Below are 20,106 nucleotides of genomic sequence, written 5' to 3'. Positions count from 1 at the left end.
GCAGTTCTGTAAATAGAGAACTAAATATTTTTCTGAATAATTCGTTCTATTAACGAAATAAAAGACCAAGAAAAAAACGTTTAACGACGTACTTTACATAAGGACGATCCGCCTGAAGCAGCAGTTTCTCTGAGGATATCAGTCTGCGTTTCCCCGAAATGAATATCTTCAAAAAACAAAAAAAATCCCTGTACCTGTCTTCGGACAGATACAGAGATTTTTTCGCTTAATACTGGATTGTGTTTTTTTCATTCCGCTTCAATGTAATGGAATAAACGCTCCTGCAGCTCATTCAATGCGCGTTTTCTCAAGCTGTATTCCGTCAGGTTCTCCCCTTCGAAATGCGCATATAACACACCAGCGCTCCGGAGCTTGGAAATATGGTCATGAGTGATTCCTTTGGATAGCTTTAAATGGCTGACGATTTCCGTAAACGTTCGCGGCCCTTTATTCAGGAACCTCAAAATTTTCAGCCTGTTTTTCTCGCCAAGACTGCGGAGCAGCCGAAGATCATGAGTAGGAATAATATCGTTATCGCCTAGATATATGCGCGCATTATAATGACAGACGATCTTATTACCGTACTTCGCAACCATGTTCAGCGGTTGAAAATGATACTGCGGGATCAGGAGCAGCTCCCGGAATTCCGGAAGCGGTTTAAATAACATGCCGTTCGTCGTCTCGTCGACGAATTCTTCTCCTTGAATTTCTGCCAAACGCTGCAGCCGATCCTGTTTTTCCCGTTCCAAGGCAGACAAAATGCTCCTGTCCACATATTTAAAATATTGATCATGCCATTGCCGGAACATCGATAACATGTTCTCCTGAAAAACCCCGATGTCCTCCTGCGGAAATTCGTTGCCATTCGCTGCAAACAGTTCGGTCAATTCGCGGCTGCCGAGCTCTTCAAACCACGTAAGAAACCTATCGATACCTATGCCTTCAGGCGCCAGGAAAGCCAGCAGATATGCAAAACCCCAATCTCCGTTAACCACCATGCCATCAAGCGTCCGTGCAAAGTCAGGCGTAAGCTTTTCTTTGGTTTCTTGGGCCCAACAAGGGGCCAGATCTATTTTTTTATGCGATTTGCGACATATGTAGGAATGCAGGCTGTTCATGAATTCATGAACGGGCTCAAACTTGACATCCAAACGATAATCCAAGTTGTTTTTTCCTCCCTCCAATTTTGACGTAAACCTTCTCGACCTCTCTTCTTCGATCTATTGCGAATAATTGACTTCATTATAGCGTGAACACGTTAAAGCAATCCAGAACCCCCAACAAAATACTTAGATATGAATCAATGCGCTTCATCGTTCATCCAATGCTCTTCATGTCTCACGCCAACAGATGCCATCATACCAGAATTCGCACCGGTTCATCAACACACTAAAAAGCACGATGCCCACATAGCACCGTGCTCCACATTTATTTACACTTTAAGCGCCCGCTTCCTCTACCATCATTTGAGGTTTAATCAGCTTAATCCTTGATATGCGCTTATGATCCGTTTCTTCCACTATGAAAACATGACCATCGACTTCAGCCGATTGCCCCTTCTGAGGGGGAATTGCCTCGATGCGGGAATATAACCAACCGCCTACGGTATCGTAGTCCGTCGTATCCAGCTCGAGTCCAAACCGTTCGTTGATTTCGTCAATGAGCATCAATCCGTCAATCGAATATTCACTTTCATGAATCATTTCAATGCCAGGACGTTCTTCATCAAATTCATCCTGGATTTCTCCGACGATTTCTTCCATAATGTCTTCCAGGGTAACAAGTCCGGATGTGCCTCCATACTCATCGATCAGAATGGCAATCTGGGTCTTGTTCCGCTGCATCAGTTTCAGTAAAGCGCTGATCTGAATGGACTCAGGTACGGTCAGGATCGGACGAATTAAAGAATTGTATTCAACCACAGTAGAACGCAATAAATCCTTGATATGGATAAATCCGATAATATGATCCTTATCGCCATCGCAAACCGGGTATCGGGTTCTCATGCCTTCATAGGCAATTTCAATATTTTCCTCACGGGATAACTGCGTATTCAGGCATATCATCTCCGTACGGGGAATCATGATTTCCCGGCCGGTCGTCTCCGTAAAATCAAAAATATTGTCGACGAGCGCTAGCTCCGTGTTGTCAATCAGGCCGTTCTTGTTGCTTTCCTTCATCAATACCCGTATCTCCTCCTCCGTATGGGCGGAATCGGATTCTGAAGCCGGTGCGATTTTAAACAAACGCAATAAAGCATTGGCAAGCCCGTTTAATACCCAGATCAAAGGATACATCAACTTATAAAAATAAACCATTGGAGCGGCTGACAGCAGCACGACGGATTCGCTATTGCGGATCGCCATGGATTTCGGCGCCAGTTCTCCAAGCACGATATGCAAAATCGTAATGATCAGGAACGCAATCACGACGGCGATTCCATGAACAGTGGCTTCTCCAAAGCCCAAAGCGTGAATCACAGGTCTTACAAGTCTTGCCACGACCGGTTCTCCCAGCCATCCAAGTCCCAATGAAGCGAGTGTAATGCCAAGCTGACAGGCAGATAAATAGGCATCCAGATTATTGACGATGCTGCGGGCAAATAAAGAACCTTTGCGGCCTTCGTCCACCAACGTCTCCACGCGGCTGCTCCTTATTTTCACCATCGCAAATTCGGCGGAGACAAAAAAACCATTCAATAATACCAATACCACTACCCAGATCAAATTGAACAAACTCGGTAAGGGGTCAGCCAATCCTTTTCCTATTCACCGTACGTCTTGATCGGCAAATAGGTACACCTCCTTCGTATTTTAAAGTTGTATGCAACACCATGCATGAAAAATGTGTTCACCATCAACTTCCCAATGGATCCACCCCGATTCTGTGTATTATTTTGGAATATATCTTTAATTATATAATTATACACTACACAGTCAAACATTAGGGTATATCCGTATCACACCGCAGCCCGATGTTTTATAGAGCAAACCTCCGGTTAGCAGTCAAAAAGAGCCGTCCTCTGTCATTTATACGACAAAGGCGGCCTTTTTCGGCTTTTTGCACTGAAATGAAACACTTGCTGGGGTGGAAATCCTTCTCCACTTTGTAGGGTAATTTTATCGGGGTTGACCTGGAGCGCCGATTGGATATTGGTAGTTAAGCGGTTCATTAAACGTGATGTAATCCAGATTAAGCGTCAGCAGAATAATCCGTTGGCCGGTCGATGGGTCCGAGATAATGATATGATCCCGTCCAGCAGCTTCAACCACGCCCCTGAATATTTTTGCATTCCATTGGGTATTGTTCTCATAAGTCATGTAGAAAGTTCCGGTTTTGCCCAGGTTCAAGCGAAGAATATTTTCAATGTAGGATTGTTCGAACATCGGCTGCTGCGGAGCCTGGATAACCGTTCCCGTAGGCGTGATCGTACTGCCGGTGGTTGGCGGTACCGTAGTCATCGGCATGACGCCGGGCATGCCGGTACTGCTTCCGGACACTCCGGGATATCCGCCCCCGACGTTATAAGGGGTCGGACGAAAAGTAAAAGGTTGCATCATTCTTTAAAATCCTCCTTCAACTAAGTACATTTTATTACCAACCTGCATATTGCCGCTGCTGCTTCTTTTCGAAAACTCCCGTTTCAAGCAGCCGCGGTTTCTTACGCTTCACATGTGAAGCGTAGGCGAACCGGATAATTTAATAGACACTCGGACAATCTTCGCCTGATGGACTGAAAAAACAATGGTTCTTATACCGTCCCGTATTCGTCTGATTAAACCAGGTTGCCGGGCATTCGCCAGTAGGACGGAAAAACCATAGTGCATTCGAAGCGGGCCAATACCGTTCGCCGTTAATGGCTCGCTGGGCAAGCCTGACATCCGAATCCCTGGCTCTCTGATAGAAATATGATTTTTGCGGGGCTTCAAAACCTCCAGGACTCTGGTAAACCATTTGCTGGATGCTCCGGATATTCTTGAAATCCAGGCAATCTCCCAAAACCCGGTTTACGCCGACATTCCCCACCATCAGCATGCCAAGATTGCCTTCGCCTTCGGCTTCAGCCCTCATCAAACGAGCGAGCAATCGGGTTTGCCCCGTGTTCGTTTTGATAACAGCCAACTTCCTACCTCCCTACCTGATTGTTTTCTTTATAAGTGTATGTGCATTCGCCCAGATGAGTGACAACAAATGTTGCCAACTTGTACTTTAATGCGACAGCATTTACTTGAGCATTTACATGGTAGTAACATTTTGTCGGATAGAACCCTAAATATTTACAGTCCATTGATGTCCCCATAACACCGGTAACTTATACTGATGACGAATCGATTGAAATCAGTAAAAGCGAGGTTGTTGAACGTTATGGAGAAAGATATCACATTTACCGCCCCGCTCCCGCGGAAAAGCGCGGTCAGCCGCAGCGCTGCATCGCTTCGAACAAGCCGCTGGAAAGAACGATCATTAGCTTATCTCTTTTTGGCGCCTTCCCTGATCCTGTTTGGGATTTTCCTGTTTTATCCGCTGCTCAAATCCATTTACCTCAGTATGTACTTAACCGATCCGCAGGGACGGGTCGCCTCCTTCGCCGGATTGGACAATTTTAAAAATGTGCTGACTTCCGAAATTTTTTACAACAGCCTGTGGATCACCTTCAAATTCATCTTGCTTACGGTTCCGCCTGGAGTCGCCGTCGCTCTCTTGCTGGCCGCGCTCTCTATTCAGAAGCTCCGTTTTACCAAGCTGTTTCAATTCTTTTTCTCCCTGCCCATGGCTGTTTCTGTAGGAACAGGTTCCATCATCTGGATGGTTTTGTATCACCCGACTTTAAGTATCCTCAATTACGCGCTCGGTCTGGCCGGAATTTCACCCATCGCCTGGCTGACAGATCCCAAGTGGGCCCTGATCTCTATCTCCCTGATGACGATCTGGCTCAATCTCGGCTTTAACTACATCGTTATGCTTAGCGGCATGCAGAGCGTTCCTGAAGACCTCTACGAAAGTGCGAAAATCGACGGGTCCGGTTCGTTCCGCACATTTATCCGGATCACGCTGCCGCTCATTTCACCGTCCCTCTTTTTCATCAGCGTTGTTTCGATTATCAGCTCGTTTCAGTCTTTCGCGCAAATTCATATTTTGACCAAAGGCGGTCCGATGAACAGCACCGATGTGCTCGTGTATAACATCTATCAGGACGCTTTCATTAATTATAGATTCGGAATAGGCAGTGCGCAGGCATTGATCCTGTTTGTCCTGATCACGGCACTGACCATTTTTCAGTTTAAAGTTGGCGAAAAGAAGGTGCACTACCAATGAGCATACGGGCCATGAACCAAACCATCCTTTATGTCGTGCTAAGCGTTTCAGCATTGCTTATCTCATTCCCGCTGCTGTTTACGTTATCCTCCGCCTTTATGAGCAGCGCCGAATCGGCTTCATATCCGCCGCGGCTCTTACCTTCCGGACTTCATTGGGACAACTTCCATCAGGTGGTACAAACGGTCCCCGTGATCCGGTTTATAACGAACAGCTTCATCGTGGCTGGAGCAATTATGTTAGGTCAGCTGATCACGGGCAGCATGGCGGCTTATGCCTTTGCTTTTCTCCGTTTTCCAGGCAAAGCGCTCATTTTCTCTTTGTTTTTGTCCACGATGATGATTCCGTGGGAAGTCACCATGATTCCGAATTACCTGACGGTACGGAGCTGGCATTGGCTTGATTCTTATCAAGGATTGATCGCGCCTTTTCTTGCTTCGGCCTTCGGGACGTTTTTGCTGCGGCAATATTTTCTGCAGCTTCCCAAAGAATTGTTCGAGGCCGCCAAAGTTGACGGCTGTGGTCATCTCCGTATCTTCGCGCAGCTGGTACTTCCGCTCTCCATGCCTTCGCTTGCCACGCTCGCCGTCTATTCGTTTTTAACGAACTGGAGCAATTATCTGTGGCCGCTGCTGATTACTAACAAGGAAAGTATGCGGACCGTTCAAATCGGGATCGGGATGCTCCAGTTTGAGGAAGTCACTGCCTGGAATGTGGTCATGGCCGGGATCATTATGATGCTGCTTCCTTCTTTGATCCTGCTGGTCATTGGCCTGAAGCCGTTGGTACGAGGAATTACAGCCGGGGCTTTGAAAGGTTAACGCAATGAATCATTTATTCTATTTATCTTTGTGTCGTCATTACATGTACCGCCTTTTGCGGTCGCTTGTAATTTCGCTATAAATTATAAAAAATCAAAAGGGGCTCGACATCATAATTAGTGCTTGATAAAAGCGAAAGTAGCGGAGGGGACGGAATCGATCTGAAGAAGCGACAGCGATCGGAAGAACGATCCGTAACCGCAGCGGTTACCTAGCACAATGTCCAAGAACTAATTTTAATATTGCGCCTCAAAAGGGAGAGAAAAGAAAATGAGAGCATTCAGAAAAAAATCATTGGCTATGCTCCTGCTGTCCTGTATGATGCTGGTCGCTTCAGGCTGCGGCTCAAGCGGATCGGAGGCGAAGGAGGAAACAACGACGGCCACAGCCGCCGAAGCCCCTAAGAAACAAGAGGAGCCCGTCAAAGTTGTATGGTGGCACTCCATGAGCGGTAATGTGGGAAAAGCCGCGCAACAGCTGGTCGATGAATTTAATGCGGAACATAAGGATATCGTCGTTCAGGCTGAATATCAGGGTACTTACGACGAAAGTCTGAACAAACTTAAAGCATCTTTGGGTGCCGACAGCGGTCCCTCCCTGATCCAGGTATACGAAATCGGCAGCCGCTTCATGATCGACAGCAAAGCGATTACTCCGATGCAGCAATTTATTGACGCAGACCATTATGATACATCCAGCCTGGAGCCTAACATTCTGAACTACTACACCTTCGATGGCAAACTTTACTCCATGCCTTTCAATACATCAAATCCGATTCTTTATTATAACAAGGACGCCTTCAAAGCAGCCGGACTTGATCCTGAAAAACCGCCGGCAACATATGAAGAGGTCGCTGAAGCAGCTAAAAAACTTACCAAATCCGGACAAGCTGGCGGGTCCCTCGCCATCTACGGCTGGTTTATGGAGCAGCTCTTTGCCAATCAAGGCGCCGAACTCGTCGATAACGGCAACGGACGGACGAAGCCGGCCACCTCTTCCCTACTTGCAAGCGATGCCGGAGTGAAAACGCTCGACTGGTGGAAGAAAATGATCGATGATAAATCGATGCTCAATCTCGGACGCAAGACCGACGATACGTCAAAAGCCTTTGCCGCTGGACAAATCGCCATGACACTGGATTCCACAGCTTCACTGCGCAACATAGTCCAATCCGCCGAAGGCAAATTCGAAGTCGGAACCGGATTTCTCCCCAAAGCCGATGCCACCGTCAAAGGCGGTGTTATCGTCGGCGGCGCGAGCAACTGGATTCTGAACAACCGGCCTGAGGCCGAGCAGAAAGCTGCCTGGGAATTCATCAAATTCCTGGCCGAACCCAAATCCCAAGCCGAGTGGCACATCAACACGGGTTATTTCCCGATTACCCAAAAGGCATATGACGAACAAATGGTCAAGGACAATATGAGCAAATATCCGCAATTCCAAACCGCGGTGGACCAGCTTCACCAAACGACGCCAAGCCTTGCCACGCAAGGAGCCGTGATGGGCGTATTCCCTGAAGCGAGACAGCTTACCGAAACCGCAATCGAAGAAGTCTTGAACAACAAAAAAACATCCAAGCAGGCGCTGGATGATGCAGCTAAAGCAATCACAAGCAAAATTGAAGAATATAACAAAACAGTAAGCAAATAATGAAGCGCAAAGCACCTCTTCCCACGATTGCGGGAGAGGTGCTTTGCTGTTCTTACTGATCAATAGCGCTTTAATCCTCATTTTAGTTTACATAATTTATTATATGTCGAGTTTACTTATAAAGTTGCGGAGGTATTCGTTAATATTTCCACTTGATGGATGATCTGATCCGCAACTCTACGTAAAGACTTAGAATCGATCGCGGCACCATACGCATCCCATACTTCATCCCGGAATTTTTTCACTTCCGCCAAAATCGATATCGAGTTTTTCATTGAATACTTATAACGGCTGCTAACCACGGGAATCTGCTCGGCGTATGCCTCATCTGTACCTTTCTCAATCGCCAGTTCATACATATCGAGGATGCTGTCGCCTTCACGGCTTGGAAAATGCTCATGCGGTGCGGTGCTGTCGAAGATGGCAAGGCTGAGTTCGGGAAAAACAAGCATATCCAGGCTGGCGGGATCAAAGCCGCAATGATAAATTTCCGTATTAATCCCCCGAATCTCGGCTTCCTTGGCAATCTTTTTGAACATGGTGGATTTGCCTGACCCTGGACGTCCTTTCACGAAAATACGCGTGCGCACAGATTCCGTCAAATTCGGAACATAATCAACGGCTCCGCGCCATGTCGCCGCACCCAAAAAACGGCGGGTAATATCGGCTTTTTTGGCACTGATCGGGCGCAGGTAGTTCAAAGCAAAATCTGCTGCAATCGAGTTCGCTTTTTCACGGTCCAAATGATCGATATAAATCTTTTCCCAATCGTCGTGAATCCGGAGCGTATTTGAGAAAGAATCATAGGCTTTGGCATATAGGGCTGCGATTTCCGGTTCCCGTGCCGCCGCTAATGCTTCCGCCTCCTCTTGAAGTTCCTTGCGCAGAGTCTGGGCTGCATCAATAATGCGGATTTCCGTTCCTTCCAAAACCGGATCAGGGCTCCAAGCATTCCCATCGATAATCCCAATGCGTGCTTCCTCCAAAATAATGCCCTCAAGCCGTTCATGATCCAAAGGTTCATGGATATAGTGTTTGGTCCAGTCCGTGTTTTTCCAGGCATCCGCCAACTCACCAAGGATCCGAGACGTACCCGGTCCTGTCTGTCCGTTAATAACGAATACGGTATCCAGTCCGCCTAAAATGGAATCATATAATGTATACAAACCCGCTGCCGTATTGCCGCGTCCAAAATAATGCTTTTCCATTCCCGCCATTTCAATTCCACGCTCCTGTTCCTGACTTAAATATGAACACCCTATGTTATGCAAACTGCTGAAACTGTGTGAATGCCCATCTATATAAGTTGAACCATTTACTATAAATGGATGGAGGCAGCCGGGTGAAATGTTCTTCTTGAATCGCTGTTGTTCACGGATTTCTATGATTACAACTCATACATGGTCGAAATCCGCTCACAAAGCGTATGCTTACGATGCTAGCTTTCCTACGGAAAACTTTTAGGCGAACGCTGGCGCTTCTTCAGAATCATTTCCCCTAGGTTCAATATTCTAAAGTGATCTTCTTTAGGGGATTGAGCCCTCTTGCCTATTCCATTTTCTTTAGTTCAATTTATATAGATTAGACTAAATTCATTAAAGTCCCTGCCGGGGTCATGCACGAGTAGGCAGGGACTTGATGCAACTTCACTAAAAGGTTAGGGTTTGGCGTTTTTCCAATAATCATAGGCATGGACGACATTGCCGGTATACGATGAAAAGTTCTGCAGCATTTCAGGCAGCTTGACCAGTTCACCTTCCATATATTCCGCTCCTTTTTCATAGAAGGAAATATGAGCTCCTTCGTGGCTTTCCTTCATCTCTACCGAGATGAGAATCGGCTTGCCCAATTCATCCGCAAAAGCGAGCTCTTCCTTCGAGACATTGACAATGCCGTTGGATCCGGCAGCGGTATTCCGGAAGGCCATCAAAGACACGTGGTCCATACGGTCAATCATCCATTTGCTCAATGATATGTCTTGACCGGGTACCTTGTATTTATCCAGCCAGACCGCCAAATCCATGCTGGCCTGCAGATGCGAGTCCTTTTTCAGCTCCGTGACGAATGCATCCATGTTGCTGGTCCACTCTGATATCACCCGATTTGGATCGGTTCTCCAATCCGACAGCACATAAGGTTCAATATCCAGATGGATGCCATGAAAACGCTCATCCCCTTGAACTGCACGGTTGTAGTCTTTGACATAGTTGACCAGCTTCATCATTTTGTTCCGATTCTCTTGAAGGGCCCAGATCGGGTGCCCTCCCATCGCATGTACTTCGATTCCCGCTGCCGACGCCTGCTTGACGAAGGAGCGGTATGCACTGAATGGCTGCTGCAAATCCAAGCGAACATACAGCCAATTGAGCTTTTTCTCCTTGGCGAATTCAAGTATTTCCTCGCTGTTCTGCAGGATTTGATTCGCCTCCCAAATATATGTGCCTCTTATCGTTTTGTCGCGGTTTACGGGGTCTGCATCAGGCACATCCGTCCCTTCGCCAGGATCCGGATCAGGTTTCGGATGCTCGCCGCCACCGCCTCCAGGCATGTTCTCCCAGTTAAGGAAGTCGTGAACCGCCAATCCCATGAAAGAGGAATGCTCGGCCAAACGGCCAGACAGCTCACTTAAAGACTGGTTCATTTGCTCTTTGCTGCGCCCGTAGAAGGTCGTGTAGGTTTCGCCAGGCATTTCCTTTGTATTCACCGCAATCAAAACTTGTTTGCCTAAACGGTCGGCAAGATCCAGTTCCTCCTTCGAGAGGTTGATAATTCCCTGATCGGAGTCCACCTCATTGCGGTATGCAAGCACGGTTACATGATCGAATTTGCCCATCAACCACTCATTGATTCCGCCTCCATCCGGCAGGTTGACATGATCGAACCAGAAAGGAACGTCGATACCGAGCTCCAGATTCGAACCGGATGTTTGGCTGAGAAAAGCGTTCAGATTCCCCTCCCAGGACTCAAGAACGGATTCTTGATCCGTTTCCCACTGGGGAAGCACATAAGGCTCTATATCGAGATGAATGCCGTCGAACCGGCTTTCCGAAGGTACGCCGGCATTATAGTTCAGAGTCCAATCAGCCAGTCCCACCATGCTGTCCCTGTGCTTTGTTAATGCCCATCCTGGATCACCGCCAAGCGCATGCACGGCAACCTTCTCCTCATGAGCGCGCTTTATAAACTTTTCATAGATTTCCCGGGGTAAATCCCGATTGATTTGCAAATAGATCACATTGATGCCTTCATTCCGGGCAAAACCTAACAGTCGTTCTCCACCATCCTCGATCAGTCCGGTTTGCCACACCCAAGTTGCCTTGACTTGCTGATTCGGAAATTGAAATCCGGTAAGAAGCAGCAGCGCAGCCAGGAAAAGCAAACCCGCAAACCATCGAGAATTTTTAATGAACATAATTCCCCTCCATTTCTATGCAAGGACCGTGTCATCCTCTTGTAGTAAACGGAGTTATTATAGCATTGATCCCCGAAAAAATGATGAGCCCATATCCTTAGAGAAAAAGTCCATTGAATTTGCCGGGAAAGCAATCTGCATAATAGGAACTATAAGAATTGGGAGCATTTCCGCTTTAGCGCTGCAGCAGAGAAAATCTGGAAGGGATTAGGGCCAAATGCGCATGCGTAAAGTTACGGTTCGTAAATCATTTTGCGTGTCATGCCCCCGTCAACCACGAGATGTGTCCCGGTTACGAAGGAATTGTCCGGATCTGCCAAATAAAGGCAGGCCTTGGCGATGTCCTCCGGTTTGCCTACTCTGCCTACCGGATGCTGCTTATGATCCGCCTGCTTCAGCGAACCATAATCCTGGGTTTCGATCCAACCGGGACTGACGCAATTCACCCGGATGCCATCCGGTCCGAGGGAGACGGCCATCGCATGGGTCAGAGCCACGATCGCCCCTTTGGATGCTGCATATGCTTCGGTATCGGGTTCGGACATGAGGGCGCGTGTGGACGCCATATTGACGACAGCTCCCCCGCCATGTTTTTTCATATATTTTGCAGCTTCTCTGGCAGCTAAAAAGCAGCTTCTTGCATTGGTATTCAAAATATCGTCCCACTCATCGACAGTCAGTTCATAAGGAGACTTCCAGCGGGAAACTCCCGCATTATTGATTAGCACGTCGATTTTCCCATATTCATCTTCCGCCGCTTTCATCAGGTGTTTGATATCTTCCTCCTGGCGTACATCACAAGGAACAAAAACCGCTTGTCCCCCTTCTTTTCGAATCGCTGCCGCCGCCGCAGTTCCTCGATCCGCATTCAGGTCTCCCATCACAAGCAAAGCTCCCTTAGCCGCAAAAACTTTGGTCACACCGAAGCCGATCCCTTGCGCAGCTCCCGTGACGACCACAACCAGATTTTGAAATGACATACCCGTTCCTCCTTGTATTACTTCTTTCACTTCTATTATTTCTAATTTAATTTCTACGGATATATGTAGCAAGAAACATTTTTCAACCAAACAGAAAAGACCCCATCCTTAAGATGCGGTCCACAATTTAAAATATGATTCGGGACTTAAAATCTCTCGTAGTCCCGATAATCGGTCCCGGACTGGGCTTCTCTTGCAAAGCGTATATTCCGTTCGAATCCCTTGAACCGTGTTCCCTGGAACGTAAGCCGTCCAAAATCCCCTTCGGCGCACAAACCAAATTGTTTGCCATTCACAGGAAATTCCATGCGGTCTCCACTTTCCACTTCGAACGTAATATAGTAGGTCGTATTCGTATGGCTCGACATATGGTCATTCGGTTCATGATGATGATGCTGTTTTATTTCAGTACGTTTACTGACGATCCGGGAATCAACCGTAAGAACAGGCTGTTTATTATTTCGTCCCCACTGCAGCAACCCTCTGCCGGCTGACACGACGATGATACCGATGACGACAATAAAAAAGATCGGCATGACTGTACCAAAGAAGTCAAACATCCAAAATGACGATTCTCCTGGCATGCTCCCCCTCCTTTTCGACTTTAGGCTGGACGATGCAGACTTGCAGCGGGCCTGTTCATAACCAGTATATGCAGGGGATTATGACAAAAAAACCTCCACTTCGCTTTTCAGCTCATGGAGGTTTCAGGGTGAGCAATATTCGGATTTAAGCATGGACCAGATCAAGGAAATAACGGGTTTCATCTTGCTGCTGTTCTTCCAATAATCCTTGCTCAGCCCAACATTCCCTGCATTTTTCTTCTGTATCGCAGTTGCAGGCATGCTCACAGTTGTAACAGAATTGAAGAAGATATTCGGTCGTTTTATCCTGATTGAATTGGGTCATGGTTCTCACTCCTGTTTATTTTTTCAAGTCCTCTTTACATTTTTAATGTACCATAATTTTAATGATTATATTGTGATTATTTTCACATTCTAATAAAAATTTTAATTTTCTATGAGTCCGCGGAAAAAAAGTTACCTGTTTAATGGCTTTAACGAAACCCTCAATCGTTATTTGGGCAAAAATGAGCTTATAAATTTGCTAACGAAACTATGACACGCTATTCGTCTCAATAGAGGTTCATCCCTCCTTGTTTCGTTTAAATCACGATCTGTAGTTACGTCAGATTTAAATCTGAACCGTTATTGTGGATATAACGATACCCAGTCTCGTCCGTATTGCAGAACATAAAGAGTATAGCGACCTATTGGGATCGCCTGGAGAACAAGGTGTGACCCATGTACTTCCCTGTTTCATAAGGACTTGGAAACAAAGAAACCCTGTGCCATTAAAATGGACAGGGTTTCTTTGACACTTTGACATGAGACCTCATAGTGTTTCGCAGTAAAATGAAAAAGGATTAGCTCCAAGATACAAATAACGAGGGACATTCCCCGGAAAACGGTTATAATACCCTCCAGGTGATGCCTCCATCCATCGTTTGAAGCAGCCTGGAACTCTTCTTCTCAATATTCTCGATTAGCATCCATCCAACCTTCGGAGACGAAAACTGAAGTTTCACAACCTCCGGGAAATCCTTCAGCCTTTCTCTCAGCACTGAATTGTCGGGAACCGCCGCCCAGTTTTTGCCTTGATCTATGGTATGGTACAGTGTGGCGCCCACCAACGCCCAACCCTCGCTCGAATTAATGAACGTCGGCCGCAAGGATTGGTTAAACCCTATGCTCTTGCCCAGCCCGAAGTTGACGAAGTTCCAGTTCAAACCACCGTCCATCGTAAAATAACCATTGTATTTCACGCTGTCCCCGATTTGGCAGCCAACCGGAATCCAACCTTCCCGGTGTGCGGAATCAAAAAACTGCGGGGTCCCCGTCGTATATGAACTGCATGTCTTCATCTTTTCTTTGTTTAAAAAAACGGGACCGTTCATCCATTTGTTCCCGCCGTCATTCGTCCGGTAAAGCTTCGGTTCCCCGTGCTCACTCAACAGGACATACCCATGCATAGAATCTGTAAAACTGATGCCGATCGTGTACCCAAGATGCGGGATGGGGCTGCTTGCCTCTGTCTTCGCCGGATCATAGATCGAATTTTGCATCACGACATTCCAGGCGGAGCCGCCGTCATCCGTACGGTAAAGCACTTTAAGCTCCTTGCCCGTCGACGAATCTTCCGTAGCCATAATCCAGCCGCGCTTCGGTGAATCGAATGTAATGGCTGAAACTTTGTTTTTCTGCGGAAATGACGCAATATCCCATTCTTCTCCGCCATTGCTCGTGTGCAAAACAATCGTTTCGGGCATTCCCGGCGTATCAACGACAATCCAACCATGCATTGGATCCGTAAAATAAATATCTTTGCCGTAACGCGGATTCGCGGGAAATTGTACATTCGGGGAAGGTGAAATATTAACCCATGTCCGGCCGTTATCTTTTGTTAAATATAGACGCAGCTCATTGCGAGTGACTCCCCAGGCGATCCCTTTTGTCTCGCTTAATAGTTGAAAATCGGTCAGTTTAGTCTGGATTCGGTATTTCCCCTTATCTGTCGCGCTCTTTTGATTTGAAGCTTCCGGGGGGACTACGGTTAGGGTCTGACCCTGTTCCGGCGACACTTCGACGCTATCTTCTACAGCCGGCGGCAGCGCCGCTGGTTCATTGGGCTCCTCGCTAGAAGAACAACCGCTCACAAATCCGATGCACAACAGCATGATTCCAACAAGCTGCTTGTAGCGCTTCATTCTAGTTCCTCCTCTCTTTGAGGGCAGCTTGTCCAGCATATGAAAGTTTTTGTATTAAAAAAGAAACCTCCAACACAAATAATATAACAAAGTGAGGGGTACTGTGCCAGCTTAAGCCGCAGAAGTAATGAATTCGTTATAAATAAGTTTACATAATATTTTTTATGTTTCTTTTTTGCTCTGCATTTGTTCTGAAGAATGGTTCAGTGCACTGTGTTTAATGCCGTACAAAAAATAAATCAAAACGCCTGCTGCCATCCAGATGCCGAAACCCATCCATGTGATTGCCTGCAAATTGATCATTAAGTAGATGCATGCAGCCGCACTAAGCAGCGGGATAAACGGAACCCAAGGGACCCGAAAACCGTTTCTTTTACCCGAATTGTTTCTCCGCAGAGCAATAATCCCCAAGGACACGACGGCAAAAGCGAATAAAGTGCCGATACTGGTCAAATTGGCCAGTTTACTCAGAGGCACAAACCCTGTCAGCAAGGCGATAATTGTACCGGTTGCCCACGTGCTTCCCTTTGGCGACTGAGACGAACCGCTGACACTTGAAAGCTTCTTGGTCAACAGCCCGTCGCGGGAGATCGCAAACAGAAGGCGTGTCATGCCATAAAGCATCACGAGCAAAACCGTCGTCATCCCCGCAATCGCGCCGATGGAAAGGAAACCAGCTAACATGTCCAGATTCATGTACCGCAGCGCAAAAGCCACAGGATCGCCCACGTTTAGCGACGTATAAGGCACGATTCCCGTAAGGACCAGCGTCACGGATACATAAAGCAGCGTACAAATAGCAAGCGAGGCGATGATCCCGATGGGCATGTCACGCTGCGGTCTTTTGACTTCCTCAGCAGCGGTGGCTACAGCGTCGAAGCCGATGTAAGCGAAGAATGCCGTCGCAGCCCCGTTAATCACTCCGCTCATGCCAAACGGTAAAAAGGGCGACCAGTTAGCCGGTTTTACATAAAAAGCGCCCACGCCGACAAAAAGCAATATGATCGCCAGCTTAACAATAACCATAATCCCGTTAAAGCGGGCCGTCTCTTTGGCTCCTTTGTTCAGTAAGAAGGTGATCGCAAAAATGATGAGAACCGCAGGCAAATCGATGATTGAACCTTTAGCAGGGTCATAAGCGCCGGAAATCGCTGCAGGCAAATGCAGTCCGAAGCCGTCCAGAAGACCCGTAAAATAGGACGACCAACCGCTTGCGACCGCTGCCGACGCCACTCCGTATTCAAGAATCAAATCCCAACCAAGCATCCAAGCGATAATTTCGCCGAACACCACGTAGCTGTATGCATAAGCACTTCCGGAGACCGGAACGCTCGATGCGAATTCCGAATAACAAAGGGCTGACAACACACAGGTAATCGCCGCGACAATAAATGAAATGACAAGACCTGGTCCCGCGTGAACCGCTGCAGCCACTCCCGTTAAGACGAAAATGCCTGTTCCGACAATGGCTCCTACGCCTAAAGCCGTCAAATCTAGCGCGCTTAATGTTCGATTGAGCTTTCCCGCCGTTTCATCCAAGCTCCCGACCGTTTTTTTTCGAAAAATATTCACTCTTTTAATCTCTCCTCGCTGTCTTTTCGCCTTCAAAACGGTAAAAGCAATATTGCTCAAGTTCATGCACAATAAAAAATGCTTCCAATTGGAAACGTATAACGTATATAGAACGAAACTTCAGTTTCGCCTATTTCCCTCAATTAAAAAATTGGATAATGAATATAGAGGTTTTAATTATGAACTTTGATGCATTTTTCTGTCAATCAATTACGTCATGGAAATATTTTCACTCATCTTTTCCCTGACTCACGGCAAAAAGCGCCTAAAACCTGATAATCAGGCTCTAGGCGCTTCCGCTAAACATCGCTTTATTTAAAGACTTTAACCCGTTCTTCGATCGGCATAAATTCTTTTTCCCCCGGGGAAGCCGTTGGCTTGCCGAAAGGCATCTGTGCAATCAGCTTCCAGGAAGAAGGAATATTCCACTCCTGCTGCACTTTCTCGTCAATCAGCGGATTGTAGTGCTGAAGCGAAGCGCCAAACCCCTCATTCTCCAGCAGCGTCCAGACGATCAACTGAACCATTCCTGATGATTGGTTGGACCAGATCGGAAAATTGTCTTTGTAAGATGCAAACTGATTTTGCAAATTGCGGACAATATCCATATCTTCAAAAAACAATACCGTCGCATATCCATTTTTGAAAGCTTCGATCTTCTGATCCGTACTTTTGAAAGCTTCCTCATTATTAACGACCTGGCGCAGCGTTTCTTTCGTGATATCCCACAGCCTGTCATGATTGGTTCCCAACAGCAGTACAACGCGGGCAGTTTGCGAGTTGAATGAGGACGGGACGTATTTTACCGTTTCCTCGAGTATGTGCTGAATGCGTTCGTCTGAGCTGACATTTTCTTTGCTGATCGCGTAAAAGGAACGTCTCTTTTTGAGAGCCTCGATAACGGGACTAAACGTTTGGGTTGAACTTGACATTAATTTAACCTCCATATATTTCACTTCTTGAAATGAATGACGGAGATTAGTTTTCCCTCATGAAGTTGCAAATATGCTACTGTTTTACCCACGCTGTGCGGAGATCCATTTCCCGGATGCACTCCGAGTTGTCATGGTGATCGTTGCCGATCAGCGGAGTAACGGGATATGCCTCCATATTGTCGTCCGAATAAGTCTGCAAAAGCGAGCTCAGCGAATAAAAAGCCGTATGCTTCTCATTCAGCCAATCCTTCATGGCTTCTTCCGGCAAAATGGCAGGCATGCGGGATTCCTCGTAGTCCCCAATCAGACGGTTCGCATCCGTCATGACCATGGTAAAAGTCCGCAGCGGTTCGCCCCTGGAGTCCCTCCAAACTTCGAACAGGCCGGCCACGCCGAATATACCGCGATTTTTCAACACCACGCGCACCGGGTACATTTTTTTACCTTCTTTTTTCCAATAATAAAAACCGTTGCACGGAATGACGCACCGCTGTCTTTCGATCATTTTGCGGTAAGATGGATTGTCGTTTACAGTTTTCAGGTCCGCATTCACCGCGTCTTTTCCCCAATAAGGAATAAATCCCCACCGGAATTCATCCAGGACACGCTCTCCATTTTGCTGGAGAATGACCGGAGTAGACTGGGTGGGGCTGATATTGTAACGATTTCGATAGTAATACATCACACGATCAACTTGAAAATGGTCCAGCACGACCGGCAGGTCGGCAGCCATCGAAAACCGCTGGCACATAAAAAATCACCCTCCTCTAGTGACGTTAGTGTCCGCCAAAGGAGGAAAATTATGCGTGCAATCGCTACTTGCGGCTTTAAGATTCGGAATTCAGATATGGCTAAAAAGGAAGCACCACCTCAAGACGCGAAATGGCTTCCTCCTTCTCTCTGCTGGTAACATGCGTGTATACTGTTGTCGTTTGAATCGATGAATGCCCAAGCAATTCCTGCACCGTTCGCAAATCCGCGCCTTTGCGCAGAAGCATGGTGGCAAAAGAATGCCGGAGCTTATGGCTCGAGTAAGGCACCCGCTGACGTTCCGGCAGATCGGATTGGTACCGGGCAAAAGTATCTGCGGCAATCTGCTGAATGTTGCGGATCGAAAGCCGCTGCCCTTTTTGCGAGATGAACAGCGCGTCCTCCTGTTTCCGCCAAGGCGTAATCCGCTCACGGATGGCTCTGTTGAGCATCTGCCCTACTGCGTCCGGGACCGGGAGCGTGCGCCACTTCCGGCCTTTGCCGAACACATCAAGCGTATGCCGCTCTCTATTATAATCCGTTAGATTAAGCATATGTACCTCTCCGACGCGCAGTCCCATGTATGCCATCAGCAAAAACACCGCGAGATTCCTTGAACGGTATTTTCCCTCGACGTTTCCCAGAAACCTCGGCAGCTGCTGCTCATCCAAATATACGGGCGTCCGATTTTTTTCGGTTTTGGATTTTTTGATCCCCGCCGCCGGATTGGATTCAGCCATCTCCAATTCGATCAATGCTTTGAAAAAGCTGTTTATTGCAGCATGCTTCCGGTTCCGCGTGGAATCGCTGACCCCCTGCTCCCGAACGGAAGAGAGATAGGACATCACATGAATTTTTTTGACTTGTTCCAACTTTTTGCCGGCAAGCGAGTCGAGAAATTGGATCACATCACCAAGGTATGATTTTTGGGTATGACCGGTGTACCCCGCATCTTTCATCCAGATCAAAAAAGCTTCCGTATATTCCGCATAGCTGTCATCCACATCCCTCACTTCAGAATCCCTCCCCGCGCAACCCATTCTTCCATTTTCAAACAAAAGGTTAAATCCATTATTTGGGCTATTGATATAATTCAGTAAAAACCGCTGCTTTTGAGTATGTATAACTCGTCATGTTTCCCCATAAAAATCGATTTAAATCGAAACTGCGTATAATATATGTTATGCGCAGTTTTTTTGAGGTGTTTTTATTGTAGCATATTCGTTTGAAAAGTGGGTATTTTAGCGGGGGATTTCGTCTAAGGAAACCATCACTTCTGAGCAGAAGGATACTAGTGTGATTCCCTAACGAAACTACAAATGATGATGTAAAATTGTTTGTGTACCAAGAATTGGGGTCTAGTCAGGCAACAAAAAAGTAGGGTATTCTCGGGGTTGCTAAAGTCGCTAAGAAAGGAACCCTACTCATGGCAACTATACACCAAAATCGCTCTTGGGATAAAAAACGGTCTTAAAGGCACCCTTTACGCCTATGACAGACTTCTTAACGGACATAATGGACGCTATTTGCCTAAAAATAGCCGCTTTCAAATTTTAACGGTCACCACAGCGCTTATTTTACTTAAAACCACCTTAAAAAGGGGCTTTTTCACTAAATAGGAGCATCTGTGTCCGTTAGGTTTCATAAAGACTAAAATTCCCCTCAATAGCGGCCGCTGTGTCCGTTAGAAATTACAAAATGGAATTCGCCGCTTTATTGTAACTGTGTCCGTTAGAAACCTACATGGCCTCACGGTCACCACCAGCAATGAAAATGTTATGAGTTTTGTCTCAACAACGCAAAAGCACATTTTTATATAAATTAAAAAAACAGATTTTGCTGCAAATAGCGATGCCACGTTTCGTTAGCGATAAACCTTCAATTTATAAACGATTATCCCTCA

Annotated in this window: 17 protein-coding genes; 3 read left to right on the top strand and 14 right to left on the bottom strand. The window is 46.8% G+C overall.

Going from position 1 to position 20,106, the window contains the following annotated elements; all coding sequences use genetic code 11:
• Positions 1 to 248: 248 nt before the first annotated feature.
• The 4 genes from L6442_RS14225 to L6442_RS14210 all read right to left on the bottom strand — a co-directional run bounded on the left by L6442_RS14225 (position 249) and on the right by L6442_RS14210 (position 4,122).
• Positions 249 to 1,163, bottom strand: coding sequence for an ArsR/SmtB family transcription factor (locus tag L6442_RS14225; protein WP_237100315.1), 915 nt, complete (start codon positions 1,161 to 1,163; stop codon positions 249 to 251).
• A 276-nt stretch (positions 1,164 to 1,439) separates the two neighbouring features.
• On the bottom strand, positions 1,440 to 2,756 hold the full coding sequence (locus L6442_RS14220) for a hemolysin family protein (protein ID WP_212981058.1): 1,317 nt from the start codon (positions 2,754 to 2,756) through the stop codon (positions 1,440 to 1,442).
• 363 nt (positions 2,757 to 3,119) lie between these two features.
• Positions 3,120 to 3,560: a spore coat protein GerQ gene (gene gerQ, locus L6442_RS14215; RefSeq protein WP_194233972.1), complete on the bottom strand. Its 441-nt coding sequence runs from the start codon at positions 3,558 to 3,560 to the stop codon at positions 3,120 to 3,122.
• A 139-nt stretch (positions 3,561 to 3,699) separates the two neighbouring features.
• The gene (locus tag L6442_RS14210; protein ID WP_237100314.1) at positions 3,700 to 4,122 is read right to left on the bottom strand and encodes a cell wall hydrolase; all 423 of its coding nucleotides are present in this window, start codon (positions 4,120 to 4,122) and stop codon (positions 3,700 to 3,702) included.
• Positions 4,123 to 4,365: 243 nt separating this feature from the next.
• On the opposite strand from L6442_RS14210, the gene L6442_RS14205 reads away from it, so the two are divergent.
• The 3 genes from L6442_RS14205 (at position 4,366) to L6442_RS14195 (ending at position 7,787) form a co-directional block, all read left to right on the top strand.
• Entirely contained in the window at positions 4,366 to 5,316 is a 951-nt protein-coding gene (locus L6442_RS14205; RefSeq protein ID WP_212981057.1) for a carbohydrate ABC transporter permease, read from the top strand.
• Complete coding sequence (locus L6442_RS14200) at positions 5,313 to 6,137, top strand: carbohydrate ABC transporter permease (protein WP_212981056.1); 825 nt, start codon at positions 5,313 to 5,315, stop codon at positions 6,135 to 6,137. Before L6442_RS14205 ends, L6442_RS14200 begins: the two co-directional genes overlap by 4 nt.
• Before the next feature lie 270 nt (positions 6,138 to 6,407).
• Entirely contained in the window at positions 6,408 to 7,787 is a 1,380-nt protein-coding gene (locus tag L6442_RS14195) for an ABC transporter substrate-binding protein (RefSeq protein WP_212981055.1), read from the top strand.
• A 116-nt stretch (positions 7,788 to 7,903) separates the two neighbouring features.
• Here the strand turns inward: L6442_RS14195 and L6442_RS14190 are convergent, their stop codons facing one another.
• From L6442_RS14190 to L6442_RS14145, 10 genes are all read right to left on the bottom strand, one after another.
• Entirely contained in the window at positions 7,904 to 9,004 is a 1,101-nt protein-coding gene (locus L6442_RS14190) for a hypothetical protein (protein ID WP_212981054.1), read from the bottom strand.
• Between the two features lie 440 nt (positions 9,005 to 9,444).
• A complete protein-coding gene (locus tag L6442_RS14185; protein WP_212981053.1) occupies positions 9,445 to 11,199 on the bottom strand; it encodes a hypothetical protein in 1,755 nt (584 codons plus the stop codon).
• Positions 11,200 to 11,432: 233 nt separating this feature from the next.
• Positions 11,433 to 12,179: an SDR family NAD(P)-dependent oxidoreductase gene (locus tag L6442_RS14180; RefSeq protein WP_212981052.1), complete on the bottom strand. Its 747-nt coding sequence runs from the start codon at positions 12,177 to 12,179 to the stop codon at positions 11,433 to 11,435.
• 146 nt (positions 12,180 to 12,325) lie between these two features.
• The gene (locus tag L6442_RS14175) at positions 12,326 to 12,763 is read right to left on the bottom strand and encodes a DUF2500 domain-containing protein (protein ID WP_194233965.1); all 438 of its coding nucleotides are present in this window, start codon (positions 12,761 to 12,763) and stop codon (positions 12,326 to 12,328) included.
• Between the two features lie 145 nt (positions 12,764 to 12,908).
• Entirely contained in the window at positions 12,909 to 13,088 is a 180-nt protein-coding gene (locus tag L6442_RS14170; protein ID WP_194233964.1) for a hypothetical protein, read from the bottom strand.
• Between the two features lie 562 nt (positions 13,089 to 13,650).
• On the bottom strand, positions 13,651 to 14,946 hold the full coding sequence (locus L6442_RS14165) for a WD40/YVTN/BNR-like repeat-containing protein (protein WP_212981051.1): 1,296 nt from the start codon (positions 14,944 to 14,946) through the stop codon (positions 13,651 to 13,653).
• Between the two features lie 162 nt (positions 14,947 to 15,108).
• Complete coding sequence (locus L6442_RS14160; protein ID WP_212981050.1) at positions 15,109 to 16,518, bottom strand: amino acid permease; 1,410 nt, start codon at positions 16,516 to 16,518, stop codon at positions 15,109 to 15,111.
• A 311-nt stretch (positions 16,519 to 16,829) separates the two neighbouring features.
• Positions 16,830 to 17,450 carry a nitroreductase family protein gene (locus L6442_RS14155; protein ID WP_194233961.1) on the bottom strand — a complete coding sequence of 207 codons (621 nt, stop codon included), beginning with the start codon at positions 17,448 to 17,450 and terminating at the stop codon, positions 16,830 to 16,832.
• A gap of 76 nt (positions 17,451 to 17,526) precedes the next feature.
• A complete protein-coding gene (locus L6442_RS14150; protein ID WP_212981049.1) occupies positions 17,527 to 18,204 on the bottom strand; it encodes an SOS response-associated peptidase in 678 nt (225 codons plus the stop codon).
• A gap of 100 nt (positions 18,205 to 18,304) precedes the next feature.
• Entirely contained in the window at positions 18,305 to 19,162 is an 858-nt protein-coding gene (locus L6442_RS14145) for a tyrosine-type recombinase/integrase (RefSeq protein ID WP_373871860.1), read from the bottom strand.
• Positions 19,163 to 20,106 lie beyond the last annotated feature (944 nt).

The organism is Paenibacillus azoreducens, assembly GCF_021654775.1.
In the GTDB taxonomy this organism is placed as follows: Bacteria; Bacillota; Bacilli; order Paenibacillales; family Paenibacillaceae; genus Paenibacillus_AQ; species Paenibacillus_AQ azoreducens.
This window is presented reverse-complemented; position numbering and strand designations above follow the sequence as displayed.